We start from the raw sequence: 19,441 nt of genomic DNA, 5'->3' as shown, positions 1-19,441 counted from the left end.
CCGCTCTTCCGAGATTATTAAATAATATGAGGAAACCATGTTCCCGACAGAATATGTGAGGCCCGCCACGGTCAGCCGGCCCGTGCGGCGACACATGCCGATCAGCGCATCATTGCACCACGCTTCCACCCTCGTGCAGTTTCGCTTCGCTGTATTTGCGGTGATCAGTTATGTCGGGACTAGCACCCGCAGGCGGGCGCCCATGCTCGGCGCACAAAAAGAAAAAGCCCTGATTTCTCAGGGCTTTTTCTTTTCTTACTTGGAGGCGCGAGCCGGAGTCGAACCGGCCTAAACGGCTTTGCAGGCCGTGGCGAAACTTGCAAATTCAATGATCTACGTTGATTAGCCACTCAAATTAGCCACTTTGCGAATGATCGGCGCAGCCCCCTAGAATGGGACGTCTACTACCGGCGAGTACTCCAGATCAACCCAATGGACGATTTGGGAAGCGCACACCGCCAACAGATCTGTTTCAGCAAGGCACCCGGCCACCGCCCATCATGCACCATCGCTGCGTCTCCTGTTGCGGAGGCGCATACGGTAGTCCGGTCCTCGGGTCGATGTGGTCATACTGCCCCGTGGGGTGTCGAGCCCTCCACGCGGCTTGATCGGCATACTGTTGCTCGATCGCGGCTTGCTCTCGTGCCAGATCGGCCTTCTGCGCATCGTCGAGTTTCTTCGTCATGGTCACGAGCCGCGCGAACTTTGGATCGCGAACATCCTGCAGGGGCGGTAACGGTGGCGCAGGCGGCATGATGAGCACAGGGCCGGTGTATTTCGGTATCGGCAACTTGGATGGTCGCCCGAACTTTGCCGCCATATTCATCTCCCACAAAGCAGCGTCCATTCCGAGCACATGTTCGTAGTCGCGATTGACAACCGCCAGCGTGACCGGCCCCGACGGCGTCGGCAATGGCTGCAGGGAAGGTGGAAGCGTCTGTCGAGCCTCGGGATAAATGGTGCGGGCATAAGCGATTGCTGCGGCGGAGTACTGCTGCAGCACTGCCTCGTACGCTTCCAGTATCTGCGCTCGACCATAGCCGCCAGGATTCTCAAACATCGGCTTATATGCCAACACTTTCTGGCTATACAACGCATTTGCATTCCGCTGCTCTGCGGCAGATCGTTGTTGAGGATCCATCGGCGCAGACGCCGATAGGGGCGCACACCCTGAAAACACGCTGGCGACAAGCAATATCCCGACTGTCGCGCGCACAAGCAACGAGCGTTGACGCGACATATCCGCGATCATCTGGTTGACCAAGGCGAGCGGCGACGAGAGTCGTGGGTTTGAAGGTGTAATCTTGTGGGCCCCTGCCATGTGCGTCCGTCTTTGTGAGATGTTAGTCCGCAGAGTTTAGCGGAAAGGTTGCTCGTACCGATGTAGGGGAAGTCGCCCACTCGCCCCTGCAGCGGCCACCTACACGTTCAGCACGAATGTCCGCAAACGAAATAGTACGGCTGCTCAAATTCTATCTTTCAATGGCGGTTCTTGGCTGAAATGCGAACTTCGCGAGAGAAGATCTGGGCCGACGCGAGCCCCCAAAGTAACTTTTCGCCTGCACCATGACGATCCTCTCGCCCGATGCGATTGCCCCGCTCCGTCAAGCACTTCGCAGACAGACTGGCTCGCACGCGAGGCCCAAAAATCCACGGCAGGTCAGTGGTGCATGTCCGCCGAGCGCTGCGGCTCATGGAAAAAATGGTCTGCGCGGCCGAGCTGGAGCTGAAGAAGAACGGCTATCCCGATCCGTTCGCGCTTGACCAGCTCCGCCGCATGATCGACGGCGCTCGCTTCGATTGACAATAGTTGACTGAGCGCGAGGTGGCCAACGATCAGACGTTCTCCCGGAAATGGTAAATTCATACGAAAACCAAACCTACGAGAGAACATATGGCCAGAGCCATGATCTGCGTCGGCGATACGACGACGCATGGCGGCCGCGTGCTGGAGGGCAGCGCGACCTCGACCATTGATGGAAAGCCCGTTGCCGGCGTCGGACACAAGCCGGGCGTTGGCTGGATGCTATATCTTCCGAAGGTCATCACGGCCCAGCAAGTCCCGGAAGCACGCGAATTGATTCCCGTTCCCGAAGCTGGTCGGCTGCAGACTGGGACGATCATTGTGAGCGTCCCGGATGCCGCTTTTTCAGTGGATAACTCCGAATACGTCGAGGTTGCCAACCGTATCGAAATTCGGCTCGTCGACCAGGATCTTCTGCCGACATTCGCAGATCTGTAAGCAGGATGCACTACGTTCGCTATGAGTGACAATATTGTTTGGGTCGTTGATGTCGAAGCAAGTCTTGATGAAGTGCCGATTCTCGTAGATCGAGGGATTTCATGGCTTGTCGAGAATTCCATCATGCAATCCGTGCCCGAAAGCGCAAATGCGCTGGGTGGTGGCGACCTCTATCGTCCCGGCTCGAAAGCTGCTGCTTGGTCAGAGCAAATTAGCATGGGGAATGTGTGGTGCGGTGTCGAGCTAAAGACGGATCGAACGGTATTTCATTCCGGCCCGGGACCTCACGATGTGCGTTGTCCTCACTGCGGTCGGTCTCATTCACTCGGTGACGTGCCGTGGAGTGACGCCGTCGGCGCGTGGTTCTCGAACGAAGCTGACGACACACTGGCCTGCCCTACATGCCGGCGCTCGGCACGCATCATCGACTGGACTTTCCTTGAGCTCGACTGGGCATTTGGCAATCTTGGCTTCGGCTTTACCAATTGGCTGATCGCTCCACGCCTCGCGGTCGAACTGGGCAAGGTTCTTGGGCATAGAGTCAAGATAGTGCACCAGCACATTTGATGGCGCCGCAAAGAGAGTGTTTCGAAGCAGACGCGGCGCGGTATTGCGAAGAGACGGAACCGATCCGCGCTTGCGCAGGTATTCCCGCACCAGATCCAGTGTCGTCGCGATCGCTTCGCGTTGCTGCACTACGTCGGCTGGCACAATGCCAGCAACGAGCAGATGCTCAAGACGAGCGACATACGCATCGCCCTCTTCCTCGGATTGAAACGTCAGGGAAAGTGGCCTTGGGAGGAGTTTCGAACGTCGCATGATGTATTCCCACGTTCCGGAGAGTCGCGCTCGCGTCGTCGCTATACGCAGATGTGTACTCGCCTATACGGCCAAAGAGCCGACTTAGGCGTGGTTACGCGTGTTTGAAGAACGAGAGCGCCGCAGAAAAAAGAAAAGCCCTGACGAATCAGGGCTTTATCTCGTTCTACTTGGAGGCGCGAGCCGGAGTCGAACCGGCCTAAACGGCTTTGCAGGCCGCTGCATAACCGCTTTGCTATCGCGCCAAAAGCGGACTGTCCGGATGCCGTGAGGCAAGCGACAGATTTTTATTCGAGGACCGGAAGTCCATCAAATAAAAAGGGAAGCGTGGCTTCCCATGACTTGGAGCGGGAGACGAGTCTCGAACTCGCGACCTCAACCTTGGCAAGGTTGCGCTCTACCAACTGAGCTACTCCCGCATTGTCCTGCATCTGCAGCGCTTCGCCGTACCACACGCTGCCGGAAAAATCTGGAGCGGGAGACGAGTCTCGAACTCGCGACCTCAACCTTGGCAAGGTTGCGCTCTACCAACTGAGCTACTCCCGCATGTGTCCTGCATCTGTAGCGCTTCGCCGTACCACGCGCTGCCAGAAAAAATCTGGAGCGGGAGACGAGTCTCGAACTCGCGACCTCAACCTTGGCAAGGTTGCGCTCTACCAACTGAGCTACTCCCGCGTATTGCTGCACTACTGCTTCTCCGTCACACATTCACTTCGTCGTGCAGCGGAGAAGCGAGATTATGTCGAAGGCACATTCGTATGTCAAGGGCTTTTCCAGCCCTTTTTACAAAAACCGCTGCCACCGAGACTGCGCGGAGGCAGACGCGCAGAGGCGACGCGGGTCACGCGCCGCCGCGCTCGCGAATCTGCGGCCACGCGAGCTTCATGTAGTACAGCATCGACCAGATCGTCAGCACCGCCGCGAGATACATCAGCCACTCGCCCCACACGCGCGTATCGATCGTCACGACGCCGAGCGGCAGCGGCCCGTAGAACAGCAGCATCGGAATCGCGACCATCTGGCACGCGGTCTTGAACTTGCCGAGCTGGTTCACCGCGACGCTCTTCGACGCGCCGATCTGCGCCATCCATTCGCGCAGCGCCGAAATCGCGATCTCGCGACCGACGATCACGAGCGCGATCGCCGCGTCGACCCGCGATATCTGCACGAGGATCAGCAGCGCGGCCGTCACCATCAGCTTGTCCGCCACCGGGTCGAGAAATGCGCCGAACGACGACGTCTGGTTCCACTTGCGGGCGAGGAATCCGTCGAACCAGTCGGTCAGCGCGGCGAGGATGAAGATCGCCGCCGCCGCGAGATTGCGGTGCGCGCCGCCCATCACCGTGTCCGGCAGATAGAACACGCCGACGACGAGCGGAATCAGCACGATCCGTACCCACGTCAGGAAAATCGGGAAATTGAACGGCATGGCATGCGGGACAGTAAAGGATTCGCAATTGTGCCGTGTCGACCGGCCTGCCACAAGAACGCTGGCAACGCCGCCGGCCGCACGGCCGCGTCAGTGAAGCTGCTTGTAGATCTGCTCGGCGAGCGCGTGCGAAATGCCTTCGACGCTCGCCAGTTCCTCGACACTCGCGGCCACCACGCCGCGCAACCCGCCGAAGCGCGCGAGCAACCGCTGCCGGCGCTTCGCGCCGACGCCCTCGAGCTCCTCCAGCCGCGACGTCTGGCGCGCCTTCGCCCGCTTCGCCCGCATGCCGGTGATCGCGAAGCGGTGCGCCTCGTCGCGGATCTGCGCGACGAGCATCAGCGCGGCGCTCTCCTTGCCGAGCTCGAGCGGCGCGCGGCCGTCCGCGAACACCAGCGTCTCGAGGCCGACCTTGCGCCCCTCGCCTTTCGCGACGCCGACCAGCATCGACGTATCGAGCCCAAGCTCGGTGAACACCTGACGCGCGATCTCGACCTGGCCCTTGCCGCCGTCGATCAGCACGATGTTCGGCAGCAGGCTCGACGCCTCTGCCTGGCGCGTCGACTCGCCGTCGATGCCGGCCGCTTCGTCGGCGGCGGCCGCCTGCGCGGCCTGCTCGACCATCTTCCCGTAGCGGCGCGTGAGCACCTGCCGCATCGCCGCGTAATCGTCGCCCGGCGTGATGCCCGTGATGTTGTAGCGGCGGTACTCGCTCGACTGCATCTTGTGATGGTGATAGACGACGCACGACGCCTGCGTCGCCTCGCCCATCGTGTGGCTGATGTCGAAGCATTCGATCCGCAGCGTCGCAAGATCGTCGCTGTCGTAGCCGAGCGTCTCCGCGAGCGCGCGTGTGCGCGCCTGCTGCGACCCTTGTTCGGACAGCAGCCGCATGAGCGCGATCCGCGCGTTCTGCTCCGCCATCGACAGCCACGCGCGCCGCTGCCCCTGCGGCTGCCGCACCAGCGACACCTTGTGGCCAGCCTGCTCGGACAGCAGCTCGAGCAGGTCGCGGCTCGCGGGCGCATGGCTGACGACGAGCACCGGCGGCACGCGGTTGCCAAGATAGTGCTGCGCGATGAACGCATCGAGCACCTCGGCCTCGACCGAGGCCGCCGCCGTGGCACGCGCGCCGCCGGCCTCTTGCGCGGGCTGGTCGGGCACCGCATCGGCCGGCGCGTCGATCGCCTCCGCCGGCTCGGCCTCTTCACCGAGCCCGCCTTCGGCGAGCGTCAGCGCGCTTTCGACGTGCGTCGGGAAATACGCCTTGTCGCCGAGATGCCGGCCGCCGCGCACCATCGCCAGGTTCACGCACACGCGTCCGCCCTGCGCGACGACCGCCAGGATGTCGACGTCGCTGTCGCTGCCGACCTCGATCGCCTGCTGGTGCAGCACGGTCGCGAGCGAGCTCATCTGGTTGCGCACGGCCGCCGCCTGCTCGAATTTCAGCTCGGCCGCGAACGCGTGCATTTTCTGCTCGAGTTCCTTCATCACTTCGGACTGCCGGCCGAGCAGAAACCGCGCGGCGTTCGACACGTCGACCGCGTAATCCTCGTCGGAGATCGCGCCGACGCACGGCGCCGTGCACCGCCCGATCTGATGCAGCAGGCACGGCCGCGTGCGGTTGTTGAAGACCGAATCCTCGCAGGTGCGCAACTGGAACACGCGCTGCAGGATCTGGATGCTCTCGCGCACGGCCCACGCGCTCGGGAACGGCCCGAAATACTGGTTCTGCTTGTCGACCGAGCCGCGGTAGTAGGCCATCCGCGGAAAGCGGTGCGCGGTGAGCTTCAGGTACGGATACGACTTGTCGTCGCGAAACAGGATGTTGTAACGCGGCGCGAGCGCCTTGATGAGATTGTTCTCGAGCAGCAGCGCCTCGGCTTCCGAGCGCGTGACGGTCGTCTCGATGCGCGCGATGCGCGTGACCATCATCGCGATGCGCGGCGACAGCTGCGTCTTCGTGAAATAACTCGACACGCGCTTTTTCAGGTCGCGCGCCTTGCCGACGTAGAGGACGGCGCCCGCCGTGTCGTAATAGCGATAGACACCCGGCATGTGCGGCAACTGCGCAAGGATCTTCTTCGGTTCGAACGGAGTATCGGAGGCTTCTGGGGATGTCATGCGTGATCCGGGCGCCTTGTAACGCGGAACGGGTCTATTAGAATCGCCAGTTTAGAGCATTCACCGGCCCGCTTCGATGCCACGCCCCACCGCCATCCCCCTCCGCGCCGTCCCGCTCGCGCCGGGCGAACCGATCGCCTGCGACCTCTTCTGCACGGTGATCGACAACTTCGGCGACATCGGCGTGTGCTGGCGCGTCGCGCGCCAGCTCGCGCACGAGCACGGCTGGCAGGTTCGCCTGTTCGTCGACGACCTGCACACGTTCGCGCGCCTGCTGCCGCAGGTCGATCCCGACGCCGCGCGGCAGACGGTCGACGCGATCGTGATCGAGCACTGGCATGCGGACGTCGGCGACGCGCTGGACATCGCCGATGTCGTGATCGAGGCGTTCGCGTGCGAGCTGCCCGCTCCCTATCTCGCGGCGATGGCACGGCGCGCGCGGCGCCCCGTGTGGATCAACCTCGAATACCTGAGCGCCGAGGACTGGGTCGCCGATTTCCATTTGCGGCCGTCGCCGCATCCGCGCTACCCGCTGCTGAAGACGTTCTTCTTCCCGGGCCTGTCGGCCGGCACCGGCGGCGTGCCGAAGGAGCGCGACCTCGACGCGCGCCGCACGGCCTTCGACGCCGATTTGGCAGCCCGCGCCGCGTGGTGGCGGCGCGCGACCGGCGGCCCGCCGCCGGCGCCCGGCACGACGGTCGTCAGCCTGTTCGCCTACGAGAATCCCGCCGTCGATGCACTGCTCGCGCAGTGGCGCGACGGCCCGTCGCCGGTCGTCGCGCTCGTGCCGGCCGGGCGCCTGTCGCCCGCCGTCGCGCGTTTTTTCGGGGCCGAATCGTTCGGCGCCGGCGCGCTCGCACGCAGCGGCAACCTGACCGCCCATGGGCTCGCGTTCGTTCCGCAGGCCGACTACGATCCGCTGCTGTGGGTCGCCGATCTGAATTTCGTGCGCGGCGAGGATTCGTTCGTCCGTGCGCAATGGGCGCGCAAGCCGTTCGTGTGGCACATCTACCCGCAGGCCGACGACGTGCACCTGCCGAAGCTCGATGCCGCGCTCGCGCACCTGTCGGCCGGCCTCGCCGATGCGCCCCGCGCGGCGCTCGAGCGGTTCTGGCACGCGTGGAACGGCGCCGGCACGCCGGACTGGGCCGATTTCTGGCAACACCGCGCCGCCCTGGACGCCAATGCGGCCCGCTGGGCCGACGCGCTCGCGGCCGTTGGCGATCTCGCCGGAAAACTGGCGGAATACGCAAAATCTCAGTTAAAATAAGCGGTTATCCGACGGCTGGCCACGAAAGCGCTCGCGTTTGAGCTTTGGGCGCCCACCGGAACGCATCTGCTTGGCGCCTCACCCGTTGTGCACCGCTCAGGCACTTATTTATTTGATTTGATCAGGACAGTTTTTTTATGAAAACCGCACAGGAACTCCGCGTAGGCAACGTCGTGCAGATCGGCAACGATGCCTGGGTCATCGCAAAGACGGAATACAACAAGTCGGGCCGTAACGCCGCCGTCGTCAAGATGAAGATGAAGAACCTGCTGACGAACGCGGGCCAGGAATCGGTCTACAAGGCCGACGACAAGTTCGACGTCGTCGTGCTCGACCGCAAGGAAGTGACGTACTCGTACTTCGCCGACCCGATGTACGTGTTCATGGACGCCGACTACAACCAGTACGAAGTCGAAGCCGAAATGATGGGCGAAGCGCTGAACTACCTCGAAGACGGCATGGCTTGCGAAGTCGTGTTCTACAACGAGAAGGCGATCTCGGTCGAACTGCCGACGATCCTCGTTCGCGAAATCACCTACACGGAACCGGCCGTCAAGGGCGACACGTCGTCGGGCAAGGTGCTGAAGAACGCGAAGCTCGCGACCGGCTTCGAACTGCAAGTGCCGCTGTTCTGCAACACCGGCGACAAGATCGAAATCGATACGCGCACGAACGAATACCGCAGCCGCGCATAAGCGCCAGCGATATCCGCGTCGAACAAAGCGCCCTTCGGGGCGCTTTTTGTTTGTCTGGCGCCAACAGCTGCCGCAGGCAGCAACCATGCGCAGCACAAAAGCCACCGGTAAAGATATTCAATTTGTATCATCGGTAACTGTTTTATAGCGCCGGAGAAATAATGCGCGTGACGCGTTCGGCGGGGCATAAAATCAATCTTTAATCCGACATGCGGCTGCGGTCCGCTGGCCGACAGCCCGCCTCTCTTGACTCGACTCGCGTCCACCATGCCACACGCCCTGATTGTCGAAGACGATCCCAACAGCCTGTCAGGCCTCACCGCGCTGCTCGCCGCGGACGGCTTCTCGGTCGACACGGCCACGTCGCTCGCCGAAGCGCGCACGGCGCTCGGCCGCTCGATTCCCGACGTCGTGCTCGTCGACCTGAACCTGCCGGACGGCAGCGGGTTCGACCTGCTCCAGCACCTGCCGCAGCAACAGCCGAACGGCTCGCTGCCGGTGATCGTGCTGACGGGCAACGCGACGGTCGAGAGCGCCATCGAGGGCTTGCGCCACGGCATCTGGGACTACCTGCTCAAGCCGATCAACATTCCGCGCCTGCGCAGCCTGCTCGCGCGGATTCCCCGCCCGTACGAGCTGATCGACGAAGTGCAGTCGCTGCGTGCGTCGCTGCGCCATCTCGGCCGCTTCGGCGCGCTGGTCGGCCGCAGCGACGCGATGCAGCACGTGTACGACATGATCGAGCACAACGCCCACACCGAAACGGCCGTGCTGTTCTCGGGCGAGGCCGGCACCGGCAAGAAGCTGGCCGCGCGCACGCTGCACGAGCTGAGCCGGCGCCGCAAAGGGCCGTTCGTGTCGTTCGACTGCCGCATGCTCGCGCAGGCCGGCCGGCACGGTGCCTCGCTCGACAGCGTGCTGTTCGGCCACGAACGCGGCGCGTTCGACGGCGCCGAGCGCCGCGAATCCGGCCTGTTCGAACAGGCCGGCGGCGGCACGCTGTTCCTCGACGAAATCACCGCGCTGCCGCTCGTGCTGCAGGAAGCGCTGCTGCACGCGCTCGATTCGCAGAACTTCATGCGGATCGGCGGCACGAGCTCGATCACCAGCGATTTCCGGCTGATCGCAGCCACGCGCCGCCCGGCGCGCGAAGCGGTGGCGAACGGCACGCTGCGCGAGGATCTGTGGCTGCGCCTCGACGCGGCGTCGATCACGATGCCGCCGCTGCGCGAACGCGACGGCGACGCACTCGCGATCGCGGATGCGCAGATCGACGAACTGAACCGCGAAGCGCGCGCGACCGGCCGCAGCACGACCGACAAGCGCGCGGCGCCGGGCTTCGTGCGCGAATGCCTGTCCTACGAATGGCCGGGCAACGTACGCGAGTTGCGGGAACGCGTGCGCTTCGCGTACGACGCATCGGGCGACTTCATCGAGACGCTGCGCGCCGGCGAGGCCAGCTTCTCCGCTGGCGCCGCACTGAACGGCAGCAGCGTGCAGATCAAGGTCGGCACGCCGCTGTCCGACGTCGAGGATCTGCTGATCCGGGCGACGCTCGACGCGGTCGGCGGTACGCGCCACCGCGCGGCGACGCTGCTCGGCATCAGCCCGAAGACGCTGTACAACAAGCTGCAACGGATGAAGGTGAACTGAGCGGACGCGCCCCTGCATGCGGGCGCTGGTCGAGTTTGACCGTTAGTTGCATCAAAGTCCGCTCCGGCGACTGCCCGACTCAGGGCTGTCGCAACGCGTAAAAAAGCCGCGCGACTGCGCGGCCTTTCGTTCGGGGAGACCGGAACGGCGCGACTCGCGCCATCCCTGCCCGCTTACGCGAGCGCGCTGTTCAACAGCGCCCGCGCCTGCCGATACTCGGGTTGCGCGATCAGCTTGTCCCACTTGAGCGCCTTGCCGCGCGCGCGCATCCGCTTGAGGCGCCGCACCGATTCGGCCGAGGCCCGCGCCTTCAGTCCGTTCAGCACGACCTCGGCCGCGTCCGGCTGGTTGCAGACGAGCACCATGTCGCAACCGGCGGCGAGCGCGGCGTCGGCTGCTTGCGTGAGCGTGCCGCCTTCGCGGGCGGCCTCCATCGACAGGTCGTCGCTGAAGATCGCGCCCGTGAAGCCGAGCCTGCCGCGCAGGATGTCCTGCAGCCACACGCGCGAGAACCCGGCCGGCCGCTTGTCGACCTGCGTGTAGATCACGTGCGCCGGAATCACCGCGGCCAGCGACAGCCCGAGCCAGTCGTACGGCGCGACGTCCTGTTCGAGGATCGCGTCGAGCGTGCGGTCGTCGGTCGGCAGCGCGACGTGCGAATCGGCTTCCGCGAAGCCGTGCCCCGGGAAATGCTTGCCGCAGTTCGCCATGCCCGCGAGCGACAGCCCGTGATTCAGGCTCTTCGCGAGCAGCGTGACGACGCGCGGGTCGCGATGGAACGCCCGATCGCCGATCACCTTCGAGTGCCCGTAGTCGAGGTCGAGCACCGGCGTGAAGCTCATGTCGATCCCGCATGCGCGCAGTTCGGCGGCCAGGATGTAGCCGACGGCAGTCGCGACCTTCGTCGCGAGCAGTACGTCGCGATCCCACAGTTCGCCGAGGCGGCGCATGGCGGGCAGCACGGTAAAGCCGTCGGTGCGGAACCGCTGCACGCGCCCGCCTTCGTGATCGACGGCGATCAGGATGTCTTCGCGCACCGCGCGGATCGAGTCGGTCAGCGCGGTCAGCTGCGCACGATTCTGGAAGTGCCGCGCGAACAGGATCACGCCGCCGGTATTCGGATGCGCGAGGCGCCGCGCATCGTCGCGCGACAAGGCCGTGCCGACGACGTCGAGCATGACCGGGCCGGGAGTCGTTTTCATCAGAATTTGCTCCGAGAAACTCCGCCATTGATGGCGGGAAGGAAAGGGGTGCTGTTGACAGGCAGCTTCTTCCACGGGTTAGGATCACCTGCATGATCCTTGTCTACCGCTACCGCGTGAAGTCGCTCAACGGACTGCTACGTTCGAGGAAGTCGACGAAAGCGGTTCGACCCAGTCCTGTTCGGCGTGCGGGTCGCAAGGCAGCACGGCGCGGCCGAAAGGTATCGCGGGACTGAGAATAAGAGAGTGGGCCTGCAGTGGCTGTGGTGTCGTGCATGATCGAGATACCAACGCTGCGCTGAACATTCTCCGATGCGGACATGCATCGCCAGGTGTGGGAATCCACCGCCTTTAGGCGGTGGATGACGTCAACGAATCGGGAATTCCGTCAGGAGGAGGTTCGGGAAACAGGTGCAGGGGCACGCGCGGCGGCCGTTTCAGCGTCCGTCTCGGCGATCACGAACGACACCGCGTAGTCGCGTTCGTCGCTGACCGTCACGCGCGCCGTGATGCCGCGCGCGGCCAGCCAGTCGGCCAGCTCGCCCGATGCGACCACGTACGGCTCGCCGCTCGGATGATTGAGCGTCTGCAGTGCACGCCACGTCATCGGCCAGTGCATGCCGAGCCCGATCGCCTTCGAGAACGCTTCCTTCGCGGAGAAGCGCGTCGCGAGAAACGCGATGCCGCGCGCCTCGGAGCGCGCGCGCCGGGCGTGGAACACGCGTAGCTCGTCGGGGCCGAGCACCTTCTCGGCAAACCGGCCGCCCGTGCGCTCGAGCACGGCCGCGACGCGGCTCACTTGCGCGATGTCGGTACCGATACCGTAGATCGCCATGTCAGTCTCCGCGGGGGTGGCCCGGCGAGGCCGGGTCAAGAGCGTCGCGAACGGCGTGCGGGGCGCGGCAGCCTCGCATCGTCAGCGCGCGCCGCCGTGCAGCGCGGCGACGCGTGCGGCGACCATGATCGCCTTCATCTCGCGCACCGCGTTGTCCCAGCCCGCGAAGATCGCGTGCGCGACGATCGCGTGGCCGATGTTCAGCTCGACGATGCCGTCGATCGCGGCGATCTGCTGCACGTTCGTGTAGTGCAGCCCATGGCCCGCATTGACCTTCAGGCCCAGCTGCGCGCCGGTCTGCACGCCCGCGACGATACGCTCGTATTCGCGCTGCTGCTGCGCTTCGTCGTGCGCTTCGGCGTAGCGGCCCGTATGCAGCTCGATCACCGGCGCACCTGCTTCGTGGGCGGCGCGAATCTGCGTGTCGTCCGGGTCGATGAACAGCGACACGCGCACACCCGCGTCGGCAAGCTGCCTGCACGCCGCCCGCACGGCCTCGAAGTGGCCGGCCACGTCGAGACCGCCTTCGGTCGTCAGTTCCGCGCGCTTCTCCGGCACGAGGCACGCATCGTGCGGACGCACTTCGCAGGCGATGTCGAGCATCTCGGCCGTCACCGCGCATTCGAGGTTCATGCGCGTCTTCAGCAGCGGGCGCAGCTCGCGCACGTCGGCGTCGACGATGTGGCGGCGATCCTCGCGCAAGTGCAGCGTGATCGCGTCCGCGCCCGCCTCTTCGGCGGCGAGCGCCGCGCGGATCGGATCGGGATAGCGCGTGCCGCGTGCATTGCGCAGCGTCGCGACGTGGTCGATGTTCACGCCGAGGTCGATGGCGGTGGGCGTTGTCAGGAAGAAGCTCATAGGTTTTGCAGGTCGATCAGGATCTGACGCGTGGCGAGCGGCGTACCGCCGAGATAGGTGTTCAGCAGGAAGCGCATCAGCGTCTTGCTCTGCGCGACCGTCTGGGCTCGATGGTAATCGTCCTGCTCCATGTCGAGCAACGTCTGCCCGGTGATGACCGGCCAGTGCGACGGCACGTCGTCGTCCGCGTTGCGCACGCCACGCTCGGGATCGAACACGTAGCGCCGGTCGGGTTCGACCGCACGGCGGGCGACCGTGCGGTTCAGCGCCATCGCATAGCCGGTCTCGCGCAGCAGCACGCGCTCGAACGAGCGCAGCACCTGCACGGCGGGCTCGCCGTGCGCGAGCCGCGTGAGGGTCAGCACGTAATGATTGAACAGCGGCGGCTGGGGATCCTCGCGCGCGCAGAATTTGACGAGCAGCTCGTTCGCGTAGAAACCGCACAACAGCCCGTCGCCGCCGAGCGGCAGCATCCCGCCGACCCATTCGGCGCCCGTCAGCGTGCGCACCTCGGATTTGCCCGACCACGACAGCAGCAGCGGCTGGAAGGTCTGCAATACGCCGCGCAACGCGGAGTGCGGGCGCTTCGCGCCCTTCGCGACGAGCGCGAGCCGGCCGTGGTCGCGCGTCAGCACGTCGACGATCAGGCTCGTTTCCCGATACGGATAGCTGTGCAGCACGAATGCCGGCTGCTCGGCGACGCGGAAATCGGACGTGCGAGACGTCGCGCGCCGCGCCTTGCGCGGCGGTTCGGGCGGTGCCGGCAGCGGCGCGTCGTTCGCGCCGGCCGTCACCGCGTCTTCGGTCGACGTCAGCGCGTCATTCGTACCCATAGGCACGCAGCCCCGCCTCGTTGTCGGCCCAGCCGCTCTTCACCTTCACGAAGGTCTCGAGGTACACGGGGCCGTCGAACAGCTTTTCCATGTCCATCCGCGCCTCGGTGCTGATCTGCTTGAGCTTCTCGCCCTTCTTGCCGATCACCATCGCCTTGTGCGAATCGCGCTCGACGAGGATCGTCGCGAAGATGCGCTTCAGGCGACCCTCCTCCTCGAACTTGTCGATCAGCACGGTGCTCGTGTACGGCAGTTCGTCGCCGGTCCAGCGGAACACCTTCTCGCGCAGGATTTCGGCCGCGAGGAAGCGCGAGCTGCGGTCGGTCAGTTCGTCCTCGCCGTAGATCGGCTCGCCTTCCGGCAGGTACGGCTTGATCGTGTCCAGCAGGCGCTTGATGTCTTCCGGCTTCTGCGCCGACAACGGCACGAGCTCGGTGAATTCGCGCAGCTCGCTCACCTTCTGCATGAACGGGAACAGCGTGGCCTTGTCGTTCACGCGGTCGATCTTGTTCGCGATCAGCAGCGTCGGCATGCCGGGCGGGATCAGGTCGAGCACCTTCTGGTCGTCGGGCCCGAAGCGGCCGGCCTCGATCACGAACAGGATCACGTCGACCGACGTCAGCGTCGACGTGACCGCGCGGTTCAGCGAACGGTTCAGCGCGGTGCTGTGACGGGTCTGGAAGCCGGGCGTGTCGACGAACACGAATTGCGCGTCGTCGAACGTGTTGATGCCGGTGATGCGGTGGCGGGTCGTCTGCGCCTTGCGCGACGTAATGCTGATCTTCTGGCCGACGAGTGCGTTCATCAACGTCGACTTGCCGACGTTCGGGCGGCCCACGATCGCGATCATGCCGCAACGGAAACCGGTAGGAGCGGGAGTGTTCATATCGTTTGGGAGACAGGTTCGGAAACGGCCGCGCGGCGCGCGGCACGATCGATGGGCAATTCAGTGGTCGGCATCGGCCACGCGCGCCTGCGCGGCAGCAAGGCTCGCGCCGCCGGGCGGCGTCTCGGCGTCGGGCGCCGCGGCATCGCGTGCACGCGCCGGCGTGCGCGCGGCGGAGTCGGCCCCCGCCGCAGGCTTGTCGGCCGGCGACGATGCCGGATCGGCTGCGTGGCAGGCCGGCTTGTCGGCTGCGCGAGGCGCGGCCTCGGCGGGCTTTTCCGTGGGCTTTTCCGCGGCCTTGTCGAGCCGCTCGGCCGGTTTGTCGGCAACTTTGTCAGCCGCCGGCTTCGCCGCCCGTTCGCCCTTGTCCACCGCCGGTTCGACATGCGCCGCGCGAATCGCGGCCATCGGCGCGACGGCCGGTTCGGCGCCAGCCGTCGCAGCCGTTACGGCCGACACCGCGCCGCCCGCCCTCGCCTCGCGCGCCGCCGCACGCTCCTTCCGCTCGGGCGAGCGCAGGTCTAGCGCTTCCTGCACGCCCTTCACGCCCGGCACGATCTCGGGTTCGACATGCTTCGACCCGCGCGCGTTTTTCGAGCGCTTCGGCTTCGCGGCCAGCATCGGCGCGGCCGCCATCACCTCGTCGAGCGCCTTCTTCGCGGCGGCCTGCTCGGCCGCGCGCCGGCTCGCGCCGGAGCCCGATACCTTCACGTCCAGCTTCGGCACCGTGCATTCGACCTCGAACTGCTGATTGTGCGCCGCACCATGCGTCGCGACGACCGTATAGGTCGGCAGCGCGATCTTGTGCCCCTGCAGGTATTCCTGCAGCAGCGTCTTCGCGTCCTTGCCGAGCGTGCGGGGATCGATGTGGTCGAGAATCGGGATATAGAGGCGCTTGATGACCCCTTGGGCGGCTTCGAAGCCGCCATCGAGGAACACGGCCCCGATGATGGCTTCGAATGCGTCCGCGAGGATCGACGGGCGGCGGAAACCGCCGCTGCGCAGCTCGCCCTCGCCCAGCCGCAGGCCGTCCGAGATATTGAGGGCCTGAGCAATTTCATACAGCGACTGCTGTTTGACGAGGTTGGCGCGTACGCGCGACAGGTCGCCTTCGTCCAGCTTGCCGAAGCGCTGGAACAAAAGGGCGGCCACCGCGCAATTCAGAACGGAATCGCCGAGAAACTCGAGCCGTTCGTTGTGCGTGGCACTGTGACTGCGATGGGTCAAAGCCTGGCGCAACAATTCCGCATTGCGAAATTCGTAGCGCAGCCGGCTTTCCAACTGGGATAGGGGCATGTGCAGGAGTATAACGCGGGCGCCCGGTCGGGCCGAAACGGCACGGCCGGACACGAAAAGGCGTGACGAGGCGGTGTTACCGCCGGTTCTTAAAGTAGTTCGGCAATACGCGACGCGGCCCGTGCGTCGCGTATTGCGTGTGAATCAATGCATCAGTTGAAGGAACCGATGCGCTTCAGGTCGCTGAAGTTCATCCAGATGAAGAACGCGCGGCCGACGATGTTCCGGTCCGGCACGAAACCCCAGTAGCGGCTGTCCGCGCTGTTGTCGCGGTTGTCGCCCATCATGAAGTAGTGACCGGGCGGCACCTTGCAGATCACGCCGCGGCTGTTGTACGTGCAGTTGTCGCGATACGGATAGTCGTATGCGCCCATCACGAACGGCGGCACGGCCGGGTTGTTGAGGATCGCGTTCTTCTTGTTGCCGATCGTTTCCTCGAACTGCTTCGCGTAATTCTGGCGCTCGTCGTCGAAGTAATCGGGCAGCGGCGCTTCGGGCACCGGCTGGCCGTTGATCGTCAACTGCTTGTCCTGATACGCGACCGTATCGCCCGGCAGGCCGATCACGCGCTTGATGTAGTCGACCGATTCGTCCTTCGGATAGCGGAACACGACGACGTCGCCGCGCGACAGCGGGCTGCCCTGCGTGATCTTCGTGTTGGTGACCGGCAGGCGCAGCCCGTACTCGAACTTGTTGACGAGGATGAAGTCGCCGACGAGCAGCGTCGGCACCATCGACCCCGACGGAATCTTGAACGGCTCGACGACGAACGAACGCACGACGAACACGGCCAGGATCACCGGAAAGAAACTCGCCGTGTACTCGAGCCACCACGGCTGACGCAGCTTTTCGTCACGCAGCTTCGAGCGCGTCTGCGCCGCGTTTTCGTCCGCGAAACGCTTGTCGATGCGCGACTGCTGGCGATCGAACTCCTCGATCGCCGAATCGGCCGCCTTGCGACGCCGCGGCAGGAACACCAGTTTGTCCAGCACCCACGCTACGCCCGTCACGACGACGAGCACAAAAAGAATCAGCGCAAAATTCATAAAAGGATCAGTCCTGTTATTTGTCTTCGACGCGCAAGATCGCGAGGAACGCCTCCTGCGGGATCTCGACCGAACCCACCTGCTTCATGCGTTTCTTACCTTCTTTCTGCTTCTCGAGCAGTTTCTTCTTCCGCGTGATGTCGCCGCCGTAGCACTTCGCGAGCACGTTCTTGCGCAGCGCCTTGATGTTCTCGCGCGCGACGATGTGCGCGCCGATCGCGGCCTGGATCGCCACGTCGTACATCTGGCGCGGAATGATCTCGCGCATCTTCGCGGCGACTTCGCGGCCGCGGTATTGCGACTGCGACCGGTGCACGATGATCGACAGCGCATCGACCTTGTCGCCGTTGATCAGCATGTCGACCTTCACGACGTCCGACGAACGGTATTCCTTGAACTCGTAGTCCATCGACGCATAGCCGCGCGACACCGACTTCAGGCGATCGAAGAAGTCGAGCACGATCTCGGCCATCGGGATCTCGTACGTGAGCTGCACCTGGCGGCCGTGATACTGCATGTTGATCTGCGAGCCGCGCTTCTGCTCGCACAGCGTGATCACCGAGCCGACGTAATCCTGCGGCATGTACAGGTTCACGGTGACGATCGGCTCGCGGACTTCGGCGATGCGGCCGGGCTCCGGCATCTTCGCCGGGTTCTCGACCATGATCGTCGAGCCGTCGCTCTGCACGACTTCGTAGACGACCGTCGGCGCGGTCGTGATGAGATCCATGTCGAATTCGCGCTCGAGCCGCTCCTGCACGATTTCCATGTGCAGCAGCCCGAGGAAGCCGCAGCGGAAACCGAAGCCGAGCGCCTGCGACACTTCCGGCTCGTACTGCAGCGATGCGTCGTTCAGCTTCAGCTTCTCGAGCGATTCGCGCAGCGCGTCGTACTGGTTCGCCTCGACCGGATACAGCCCCGCGAACACCTGCGGCTTCACTTCCTTGAAGCCCGGCAGCGGCTCGGCAGCGGCCTTGGTCGCGTGCGTGACGGTATCGCCGACCTTCGCGGCCGTCAGTTCCTTGATGCCGGCGATGATGAAGCCCACCTGCCCGGCCGACAGCGATTCGAGATTGCGCGACTTCGGCGTGAACACGCCGACGTGCTCGACCGGATACTGCGCGCCGGTCGCCATCATCTTGATCTTGTCCTTCGGGCGCAGCGTGCCGTTGACGATGCGCACGAGCATCACGACGCCGACGTAGTTGTCGAACCACGAATCGATGATCAGCGCCTGCAGCGGCGCGGCCGGATCGCCCTTCGGCGGCGGCACCTTCGCGATCAGCGCCTCGAGCACGTCCTCGACGCCGAGCCCCGTCTTCGCGCTGCAGCGCGTCGCGTCGGTCGCGTCGATGCCGATCACGTCCTCGATCTCCTCGATCGCGTTCTCGGGGTTCGCGGCCGGCAGGTCGATCTTGTTCAGCACGGGCACGACCTCGACGCCGAGCTCGATCGCCGTGTAGCAGTTCGCGACCGTCTGCGCCTCGACGCCCTGGCTCGCGTCGACCACGAGCAGCGCGCCTTCGCACGCGGACAGCGAACGGCTGACCTCGTACGAGAAGTCGACGTGCCCCGGCGTGTCGATCAGGTTCAGGTTGTAGACCTTGCCGTCGCGGGCGCGATACGACAGTGCTGCCGTCTGCGCCTTGATCGTGATGCCGCGCTCGCGCTCGATGTCCATCGAGTCGAGCACCTGCGCTTCCATTTCACGGTCGGCGAGGCCGCCGCATACCTGGATGATGCGATCCGCGAGCGTCGACTTGCCGTGGTCGATGTGCGCGATGATCGAGAAATTGCGAATATGATCCATTCAGTGCCGATCAAGCGAAAAAGGCGCGCTCGACGACTGCGGAGCACGCCTTGTGTAAGTCGGTGAAAAAACGGCTTATTTTAGCCGAAAAGGCTTACGCCGGGCGGGATTTCGGACGGCCCGCCACGCGGGGCGCCGGCGGGGGCCGCCCGCCGGATCAAGCCCCATGCAATGCGGCGCCGGCCGGCGGCGTGCCAGCATCGCGCCGGGCTGCCAGCGCGTCGCGCACCCGCGCGTCGTCGAACCGGTGGCGGCACACTTCCGCACCGTCCAGCAGCAGCACGGGCACGTCCTCGTCGTAACGCGCGACGAGCGCCGCATCGGTATCGATGTCGACGTAGTCGACCGCGACGCCGAATTCGGCCGCGACCGGCGCCAGTGCGTCGCGCATGTCGTCGCACAGGTGGCACCAGCCGCGGCCGTAGAGCGTGAACATCGGCGGG

General features: G+C 64.7%; 17 protein-coding genes, 4 tRNA genes and 3 pseudogenes. 8 read left to right on the top strand and 16 right to left on the bottom strand.

The genetic code is table 11. From position 1 onward, the window contains the following. Nucleotides 1-37: 37 nt before the first annotated feature. Nucleotides 38-292, top strand: a complete 255-nt coding sequence (locus tag CFB35_RS34915) for a hypothetical protein (RefSeq protein ID WP_059573992.1) — start codon at nucleotides 38-40, stop codon at nucleotides 290-292. Nucleotides 293-472: 180 nt separating this feature from the next. Here CFB35_RS34915 and CFB35_RS05460 read toward each other — a convergent pair whose 3' ends face one another. Beyond that, on the bottom strand, nucleotides 473-1,141 hold the full coding sequence (locus tag CFB35_RS05460) for a hypothetical protein (protein ID WP_179231716.1): 669 nt from the start codon (nucleotides 1,139-1,141) through the stop codon (nucleotides 473-475). Nucleotides 1,142-1,894: 753 nt separating this feature from the next. Between CFB35_RS05460 and CFB35_RS35265 the strand changes: the two are divergent. From CFB35_RS35265 to CFB35_RS05450, 3 genes and pseudogenes are all read left to right on the top strand, one after another. Then, nucleotides 1,895-1,996 (top strand): annotated as a pseudogene (locus CFB35_RS35265) (PAAR domain-containing protein); the annotation flags it as partial. A 9-nt stretch (nucleotides 1,997-2,005) separates the two neighbouring features. Continuing rightward, nucleotides 2,006-2,242 (top strand): annotated as a pseudogene (locus tag CFB35_RS05455) (hypothetical protein); the annotation flags it as partial. A 21-nt stretch (nucleotides 2,243-2,263) separates the two neighbouring features. Continuing rightward, nucleotides 2,264-2,809 (top strand): hypothetical protein, encoded by a 546-nt coding sequence (locus CFB35_RS05450; RefSeq protein ID WP_060011455.1) that lies wholly within the window; start codon nucleotides 2,264-2,266, stop codon nucleotides 2,807-2,809. A 423-nt stretch (nucleotides 2,810-3,232) separates the two neighbouring features. On the opposite strand, the gene CFB35_RS05440 is transcribed toward CFB35_RS05450, so the two are convergent. From CFB35_RS05440 to uvrC, 6 genes are all read right to left on the bottom strand, one after another. Further along, a tRNA-Cys gene (locus CFB35_RS05440) sits at nucleotides 3,233-3,306 on the bottom strand. Nucleotides 3,307-3,404: 98 nt separating this feature from the next. Beyond that, nucleotides 3,405-3,480: transfer RNA gene (locus CFB35_RS05435), tRNA-Gly, on the bottom strand. 51 nt (nucleotides 3,481-3,531) lie between these two features. After that, a tRNA-Gly gene (locus tag CFB35_RS05430) sits at nucleotides 3,532-3,607 on the bottom strand. A 53-nt stretch (nucleotides 3,608-3,660) separates the two neighbouring features. Then, a tRNA-Gly gene (locus CFB35_RS05425) sits at nucleotides 3,661-3,736 on the bottom strand. A 166-nt stretch (nucleotides 3,737-3,902) separates the two neighbouring features. Further along, nucleotides 3,903-4,490, bottom strand: a complete 588-nt coding sequence (gene pgsA, locus CFB35_RS05420) for a CDP-diacylglycerol--glycerol-3-phosphate 3-phosphatidyltransferase (protein WP_011544951.1) — start codon at nucleotides 4,488-4,490, stop codon at nucleotides 3,903-3,905. 90 nt (nucleotides 4,491-4,580) lie between these two features. Continuing rightward, nucleotides 4,581-6,614 carry an excinuclease ABC subunit UvrC gene (gene uvrC, locus CFB35_RS05415; RefSeq protein WP_059573994.1) on the bottom strand — a complete coding sequence of 678 codons (2,034 nt, stop codon included), beginning with the start codon at nucleotides 6,612-6,614 and terminating at the stop codon, nucleotides 4,581-4,583. A 76-nt stretch (nucleotides 6,615-6,690) separates the two neighbouring features. On the opposite strand from uvrC, the gene earP reads away from it, so the two are divergent. From earP to CFB35_RS05400, 3 genes are all read left to right on the top strand, one after another. Beyond that, nucleotides 6,691-7,884 carry an elongation factor P maturation arginine rhamnosyltransferase EarP gene (gene earP, locus CFB35_RS05410; RefSeq protein WP_059573995.1) on the top strand — a complete coding sequence of 398 codons (1,194 nt, stop codon included), beginning with the start codon at nucleotides 6,691-6,693 and terminating at the stop codon, nucleotides 7,882-7,884. A gap of 137 nt (nucleotides 7,885-8,021) precedes the next feature. Then, on the top strand, nucleotides 8,022-8,579 hold the full coding sequence (efp, locus tag CFB35_RS05405) for an elongation factor P (RefSeq protein ID WP_059573996.1): 558 nt from the start codon (nucleotides 8,022-8,024) through the stop codon (nucleotides 8,577-8,579). A 267-nt stretch (nucleotides 8,580-8,846) separates the two neighbouring features. Beyond that, nucleotides 8,847-10,232, top strand: a complete 1,386-nt coding sequence (locus tag CFB35_RS05400; protein ID WP_059573997.1) for a sigma-54 dependent transcriptional regulator — start codon at nucleotides 8,847-8,849, stop codon at nucleotides 10,230-10,232. A gap of 173 nt (nucleotides 10,233-10,405) precedes the next feature. On the opposite strand, the gene nagZ is transcribed toward CFB35_RS05400, so the two are convergent. Then, nucleotides 10,406-11,434 (bottom strand): beta-N-acetylhexosaminidase, encoded by a 1,029-nt coding sequence (gene nagZ, locus CFB35_RS05395; RefSeq protein ID WP_059573998.1) that lies wholly within the window; start codon nucleotides 11,432-11,434, stop codon nucleotides 10,406-10,408. Between the two features lie 136 nt (nucleotides 11,435-11,570). Between nagZ and CFB35_RS05390 the strand changes: the two are divergent. Then, nucleotides 11,571-11,789 (top strand): annotated as a pseudogene (locus CFB35_RS05390) (zinc ribbon domain-containing protein); the annotation flags it as partial. 33 nt (nucleotides 11,790-11,822) lie between these two features. Here the strand turns inward: CFB35_RS05390 and acpS are convergent. The 8 genes from acpS to CFB35_RS05350 all read right to left on the bottom strand — a co-directional run bounded on the left by acpS (nucleotide 11,823) and on the right by CFB35_RS05350 (nucleotide 19,434). After that, a complete protein-coding gene (acpS, locus tag CFB35_RS05385; RefSeq protein ID WP_059573999.1) occupies nucleotides 11,823-12,269 on the bottom strand; it encodes a holo-ACP synthase in 447 nt (148 codons plus the stop codon). A gap of 81 nt (nucleotides 12,270-12,350) precedes the next feature. Beyond that, nucleotides 12,351-13,127, bottom strand: a complete 777-nt coding sequence (pdxJ, locus tag CFB35_RS05380; protein WP_059574000.1) for a pyridoxine 5'-phosphate synthase — start codon at nucleotides 13,125-13,127, stop codon at nucleotides 12,351-12,353. Next, the gene (gene recO, locus CFB35_RS05375) at nucleotides 13,124-13,960 is read right to left on the bottom strand and encodes a DNA repair protein RecO (protein WP_059574001.1); all 837 of its coding nucleotides are present in this window, start codon (nucleotides 13,958-13,960) and stop codon (nucleotides 13,124-13,126) included. The genes pdxJ and recO overlap by 4 nt, the downstream gene beginning before the upstream one ends. After that, on the bottom strand, nucleotides 13,947-14,846 hold the full coding sequence (gene era, locus CFB35_RS05370) for a GTPase Era (RefSeq protein WP_006476493.1): 900 nt from the start codon (nucleotides 14,844-14,846) through the stop codon (nucleotides 13,947-13,949). Before era ends, recO begins: the two co-directional genes overlap by 14 nt. Nucleotides 14,847-14,906: 60 nt before the next feature. Beyond that, nucleotides 14,907-16,142, bottom strand: a complete 1,236-nt coding sequence (rnc, locus tag CFB35_RS05365; RefSeq protein WP_059574002.1) for a ribonuclease III — start codon at nucleotides 16,140-16,142, stop codon at nucleotides 14,907-14,909. Between the two features lie 152 nt (nucleotides 16,143-16,294). Beyond that, on the bottom strand, nucleotides 16,295-17,188 hold the full coding sequence (lepB, locus tag CFB35_RS05360; RefSeq protein ID WP_059574003.1) for a signal peptidase I: 894 nt from the start codon (nucleotides 17,186-17,188) through the stop codon (nucleotides 16,295-16,297). 16 nt (nucleotides 17,189-17,204) lie between these two features. Further along, complete coding sequence (gene lepA, locus CFB35_RS05355) at nucleotides 17,205-18,998, bottom strand: translation elongation factor 4 (protein WP_021159691.1); 1,794 nt, start codon at nucleotides 18,996-18,998, stop codon at nucleotides 17,205-17,207. A 157-nt stretch (nucleotides 18,999-19,155) separates the two neighbouring features. Beyond that, a complete protein-coding gene (locus CFB35_RS05350) occupies nucleotides 19,156-19,434 on the bottom strand; it encodes a glutaredoxin family protein (RefSeq protein ID WP_059574004.1) in 279 nt (92 codons plus the stop codon). Nucleotides 19,435-19,441 lie beyond the last annotated feature (7 nt).

The organism is Burkholderia sp. AU16482, assembly GCF_002223285.1.
In the GTDB taxonomy this organism is placed as follows: Bacteria; Pseudomonadota; Gammaproteobacteria; order Burkholderiales; family Burkholderiaceae; genus Burkholderia; species Burkholderia semiarida.
This window is presented reverse-complemented; position numbering and strand designations above follow the sequence as displayed.

Excerpts from the sequence above, each read along its gene's own strand:
- lepA (WP_021159691.1), bottom strand. The coding sequence starts at position 18,998 with ATGGATCATATTCGCAATTTCTCGATCATCGCGCACATCGACCACGGC.
- CFB35_RS05450 (WP_060011455.1), top strand. The coding sequence starts at position 2,264 with ATGAGTGACAATATTGTTTGGGTCGTTGATGTCGAAGCAAGTCTTGAT.
- pdxJ (WP_059574000.1), bottom strand. The coding sequence starts at position 13,127 with ATGAGCTTCTTCCTGACAACGCCCACCGCCATCGACCTCGGCGTGAAC.
- CFB35_RS05460 (WP_179231716.1), bottom strand. The coding sequence starts at position 1,141 with ATGGATCCTCAACAACGATCTGCCGCAGAGCAGCGGAATGCAAATGCG.
- era (WP_006476493.1), bottom strand. The coding sequence starts at position 14,846 with ATGAACACTCCCGCTCCTACCGGTTTCCGTTGCGGCATGATCGCGATC.
- efp (WP_059573996.1), top strand. The coding sequence starts at position 8,022 with ATGAAAACCGCACAGGAACTCCGCGTAGGCAACGTCGTGCAGATCGGC.
- rnc (WP_059574002.1), bottom strand. The coding sequence starts at position 16,142 with ATGCCCCTATCCCAGTTGGAAAGCCGGCTGCGCTACGAATTTCGCAAT.
- lepB (WP_059574003.1), bottom strand. The coding sequence starts at position 17,188 with ATGAATTTTGCGCTGATTCTTTTTGTGCTCGTCGTCGTGACGGGCGTA.
- acpS (WP_059573999.1), bottom strand. The coding sequence starts at position 12,269 with ATGGCGATCTACGGTATCGGTACCGACATCGCGCAAGTGAGCCGCGTC.
- CFB35_RS05400 (WP_059573997.1), top strand. The coding sequence starts at position 8,847 with ATGCCACACGCCCTGATTGTCGAAGACGATCCCAACAGCCTGTCAGGC.
- recO (WP_059574001.1), bottom strand. The coding sequence starts at position 13,960 with ATGGGTACGAATGACGCGCTGACGTCGACCGAAGACGCGGTGACGGCC.
- uvrC (WP_059573994.1), bottom strand. The coding sequence starts at position 6,614 with ATGACATCCCCAGAAGCCTCCGATACTCCGTTCGAACCGAAGAAGATC.
- CFB35_RS34915 (WP_059573992.1), top strand. The coding sequence starts at position 38 with ATGTTCCCGACAGAATATGTGAGGCCCGCCACGGTCAGCCGGCCCGTG.
- CFB35_RS05350 (WP_059574004.1), bottom strand. The coding sequence starts at position 19,434 with ATGTTCACGCTCTACGGCCGCGGCTGGTGCCACCTGTGCGACGACATG.
- nagZ (WP_059573998.1), bottom strand. The coding sequence starts at position 11,434 with ATGAAAACGACTCCCGGCCCGGTCATGCTCGACGTCGTCGGCACGGCC.
- pgsA (WP_011544951.1), bottom strand. The coding sequence starts at position 4,490 with ATGCCGTTCAATTTCCCGATTTTCCTGACGTGGGTACGGATCGTGCTG.
- earP (WP_059573995.1), top strand. The coding sequence starts at position 6,691 with ATGCCACGCCCCACCGCCATCCCCCTCCGCGCCGTCCCGCTCGCGCCG.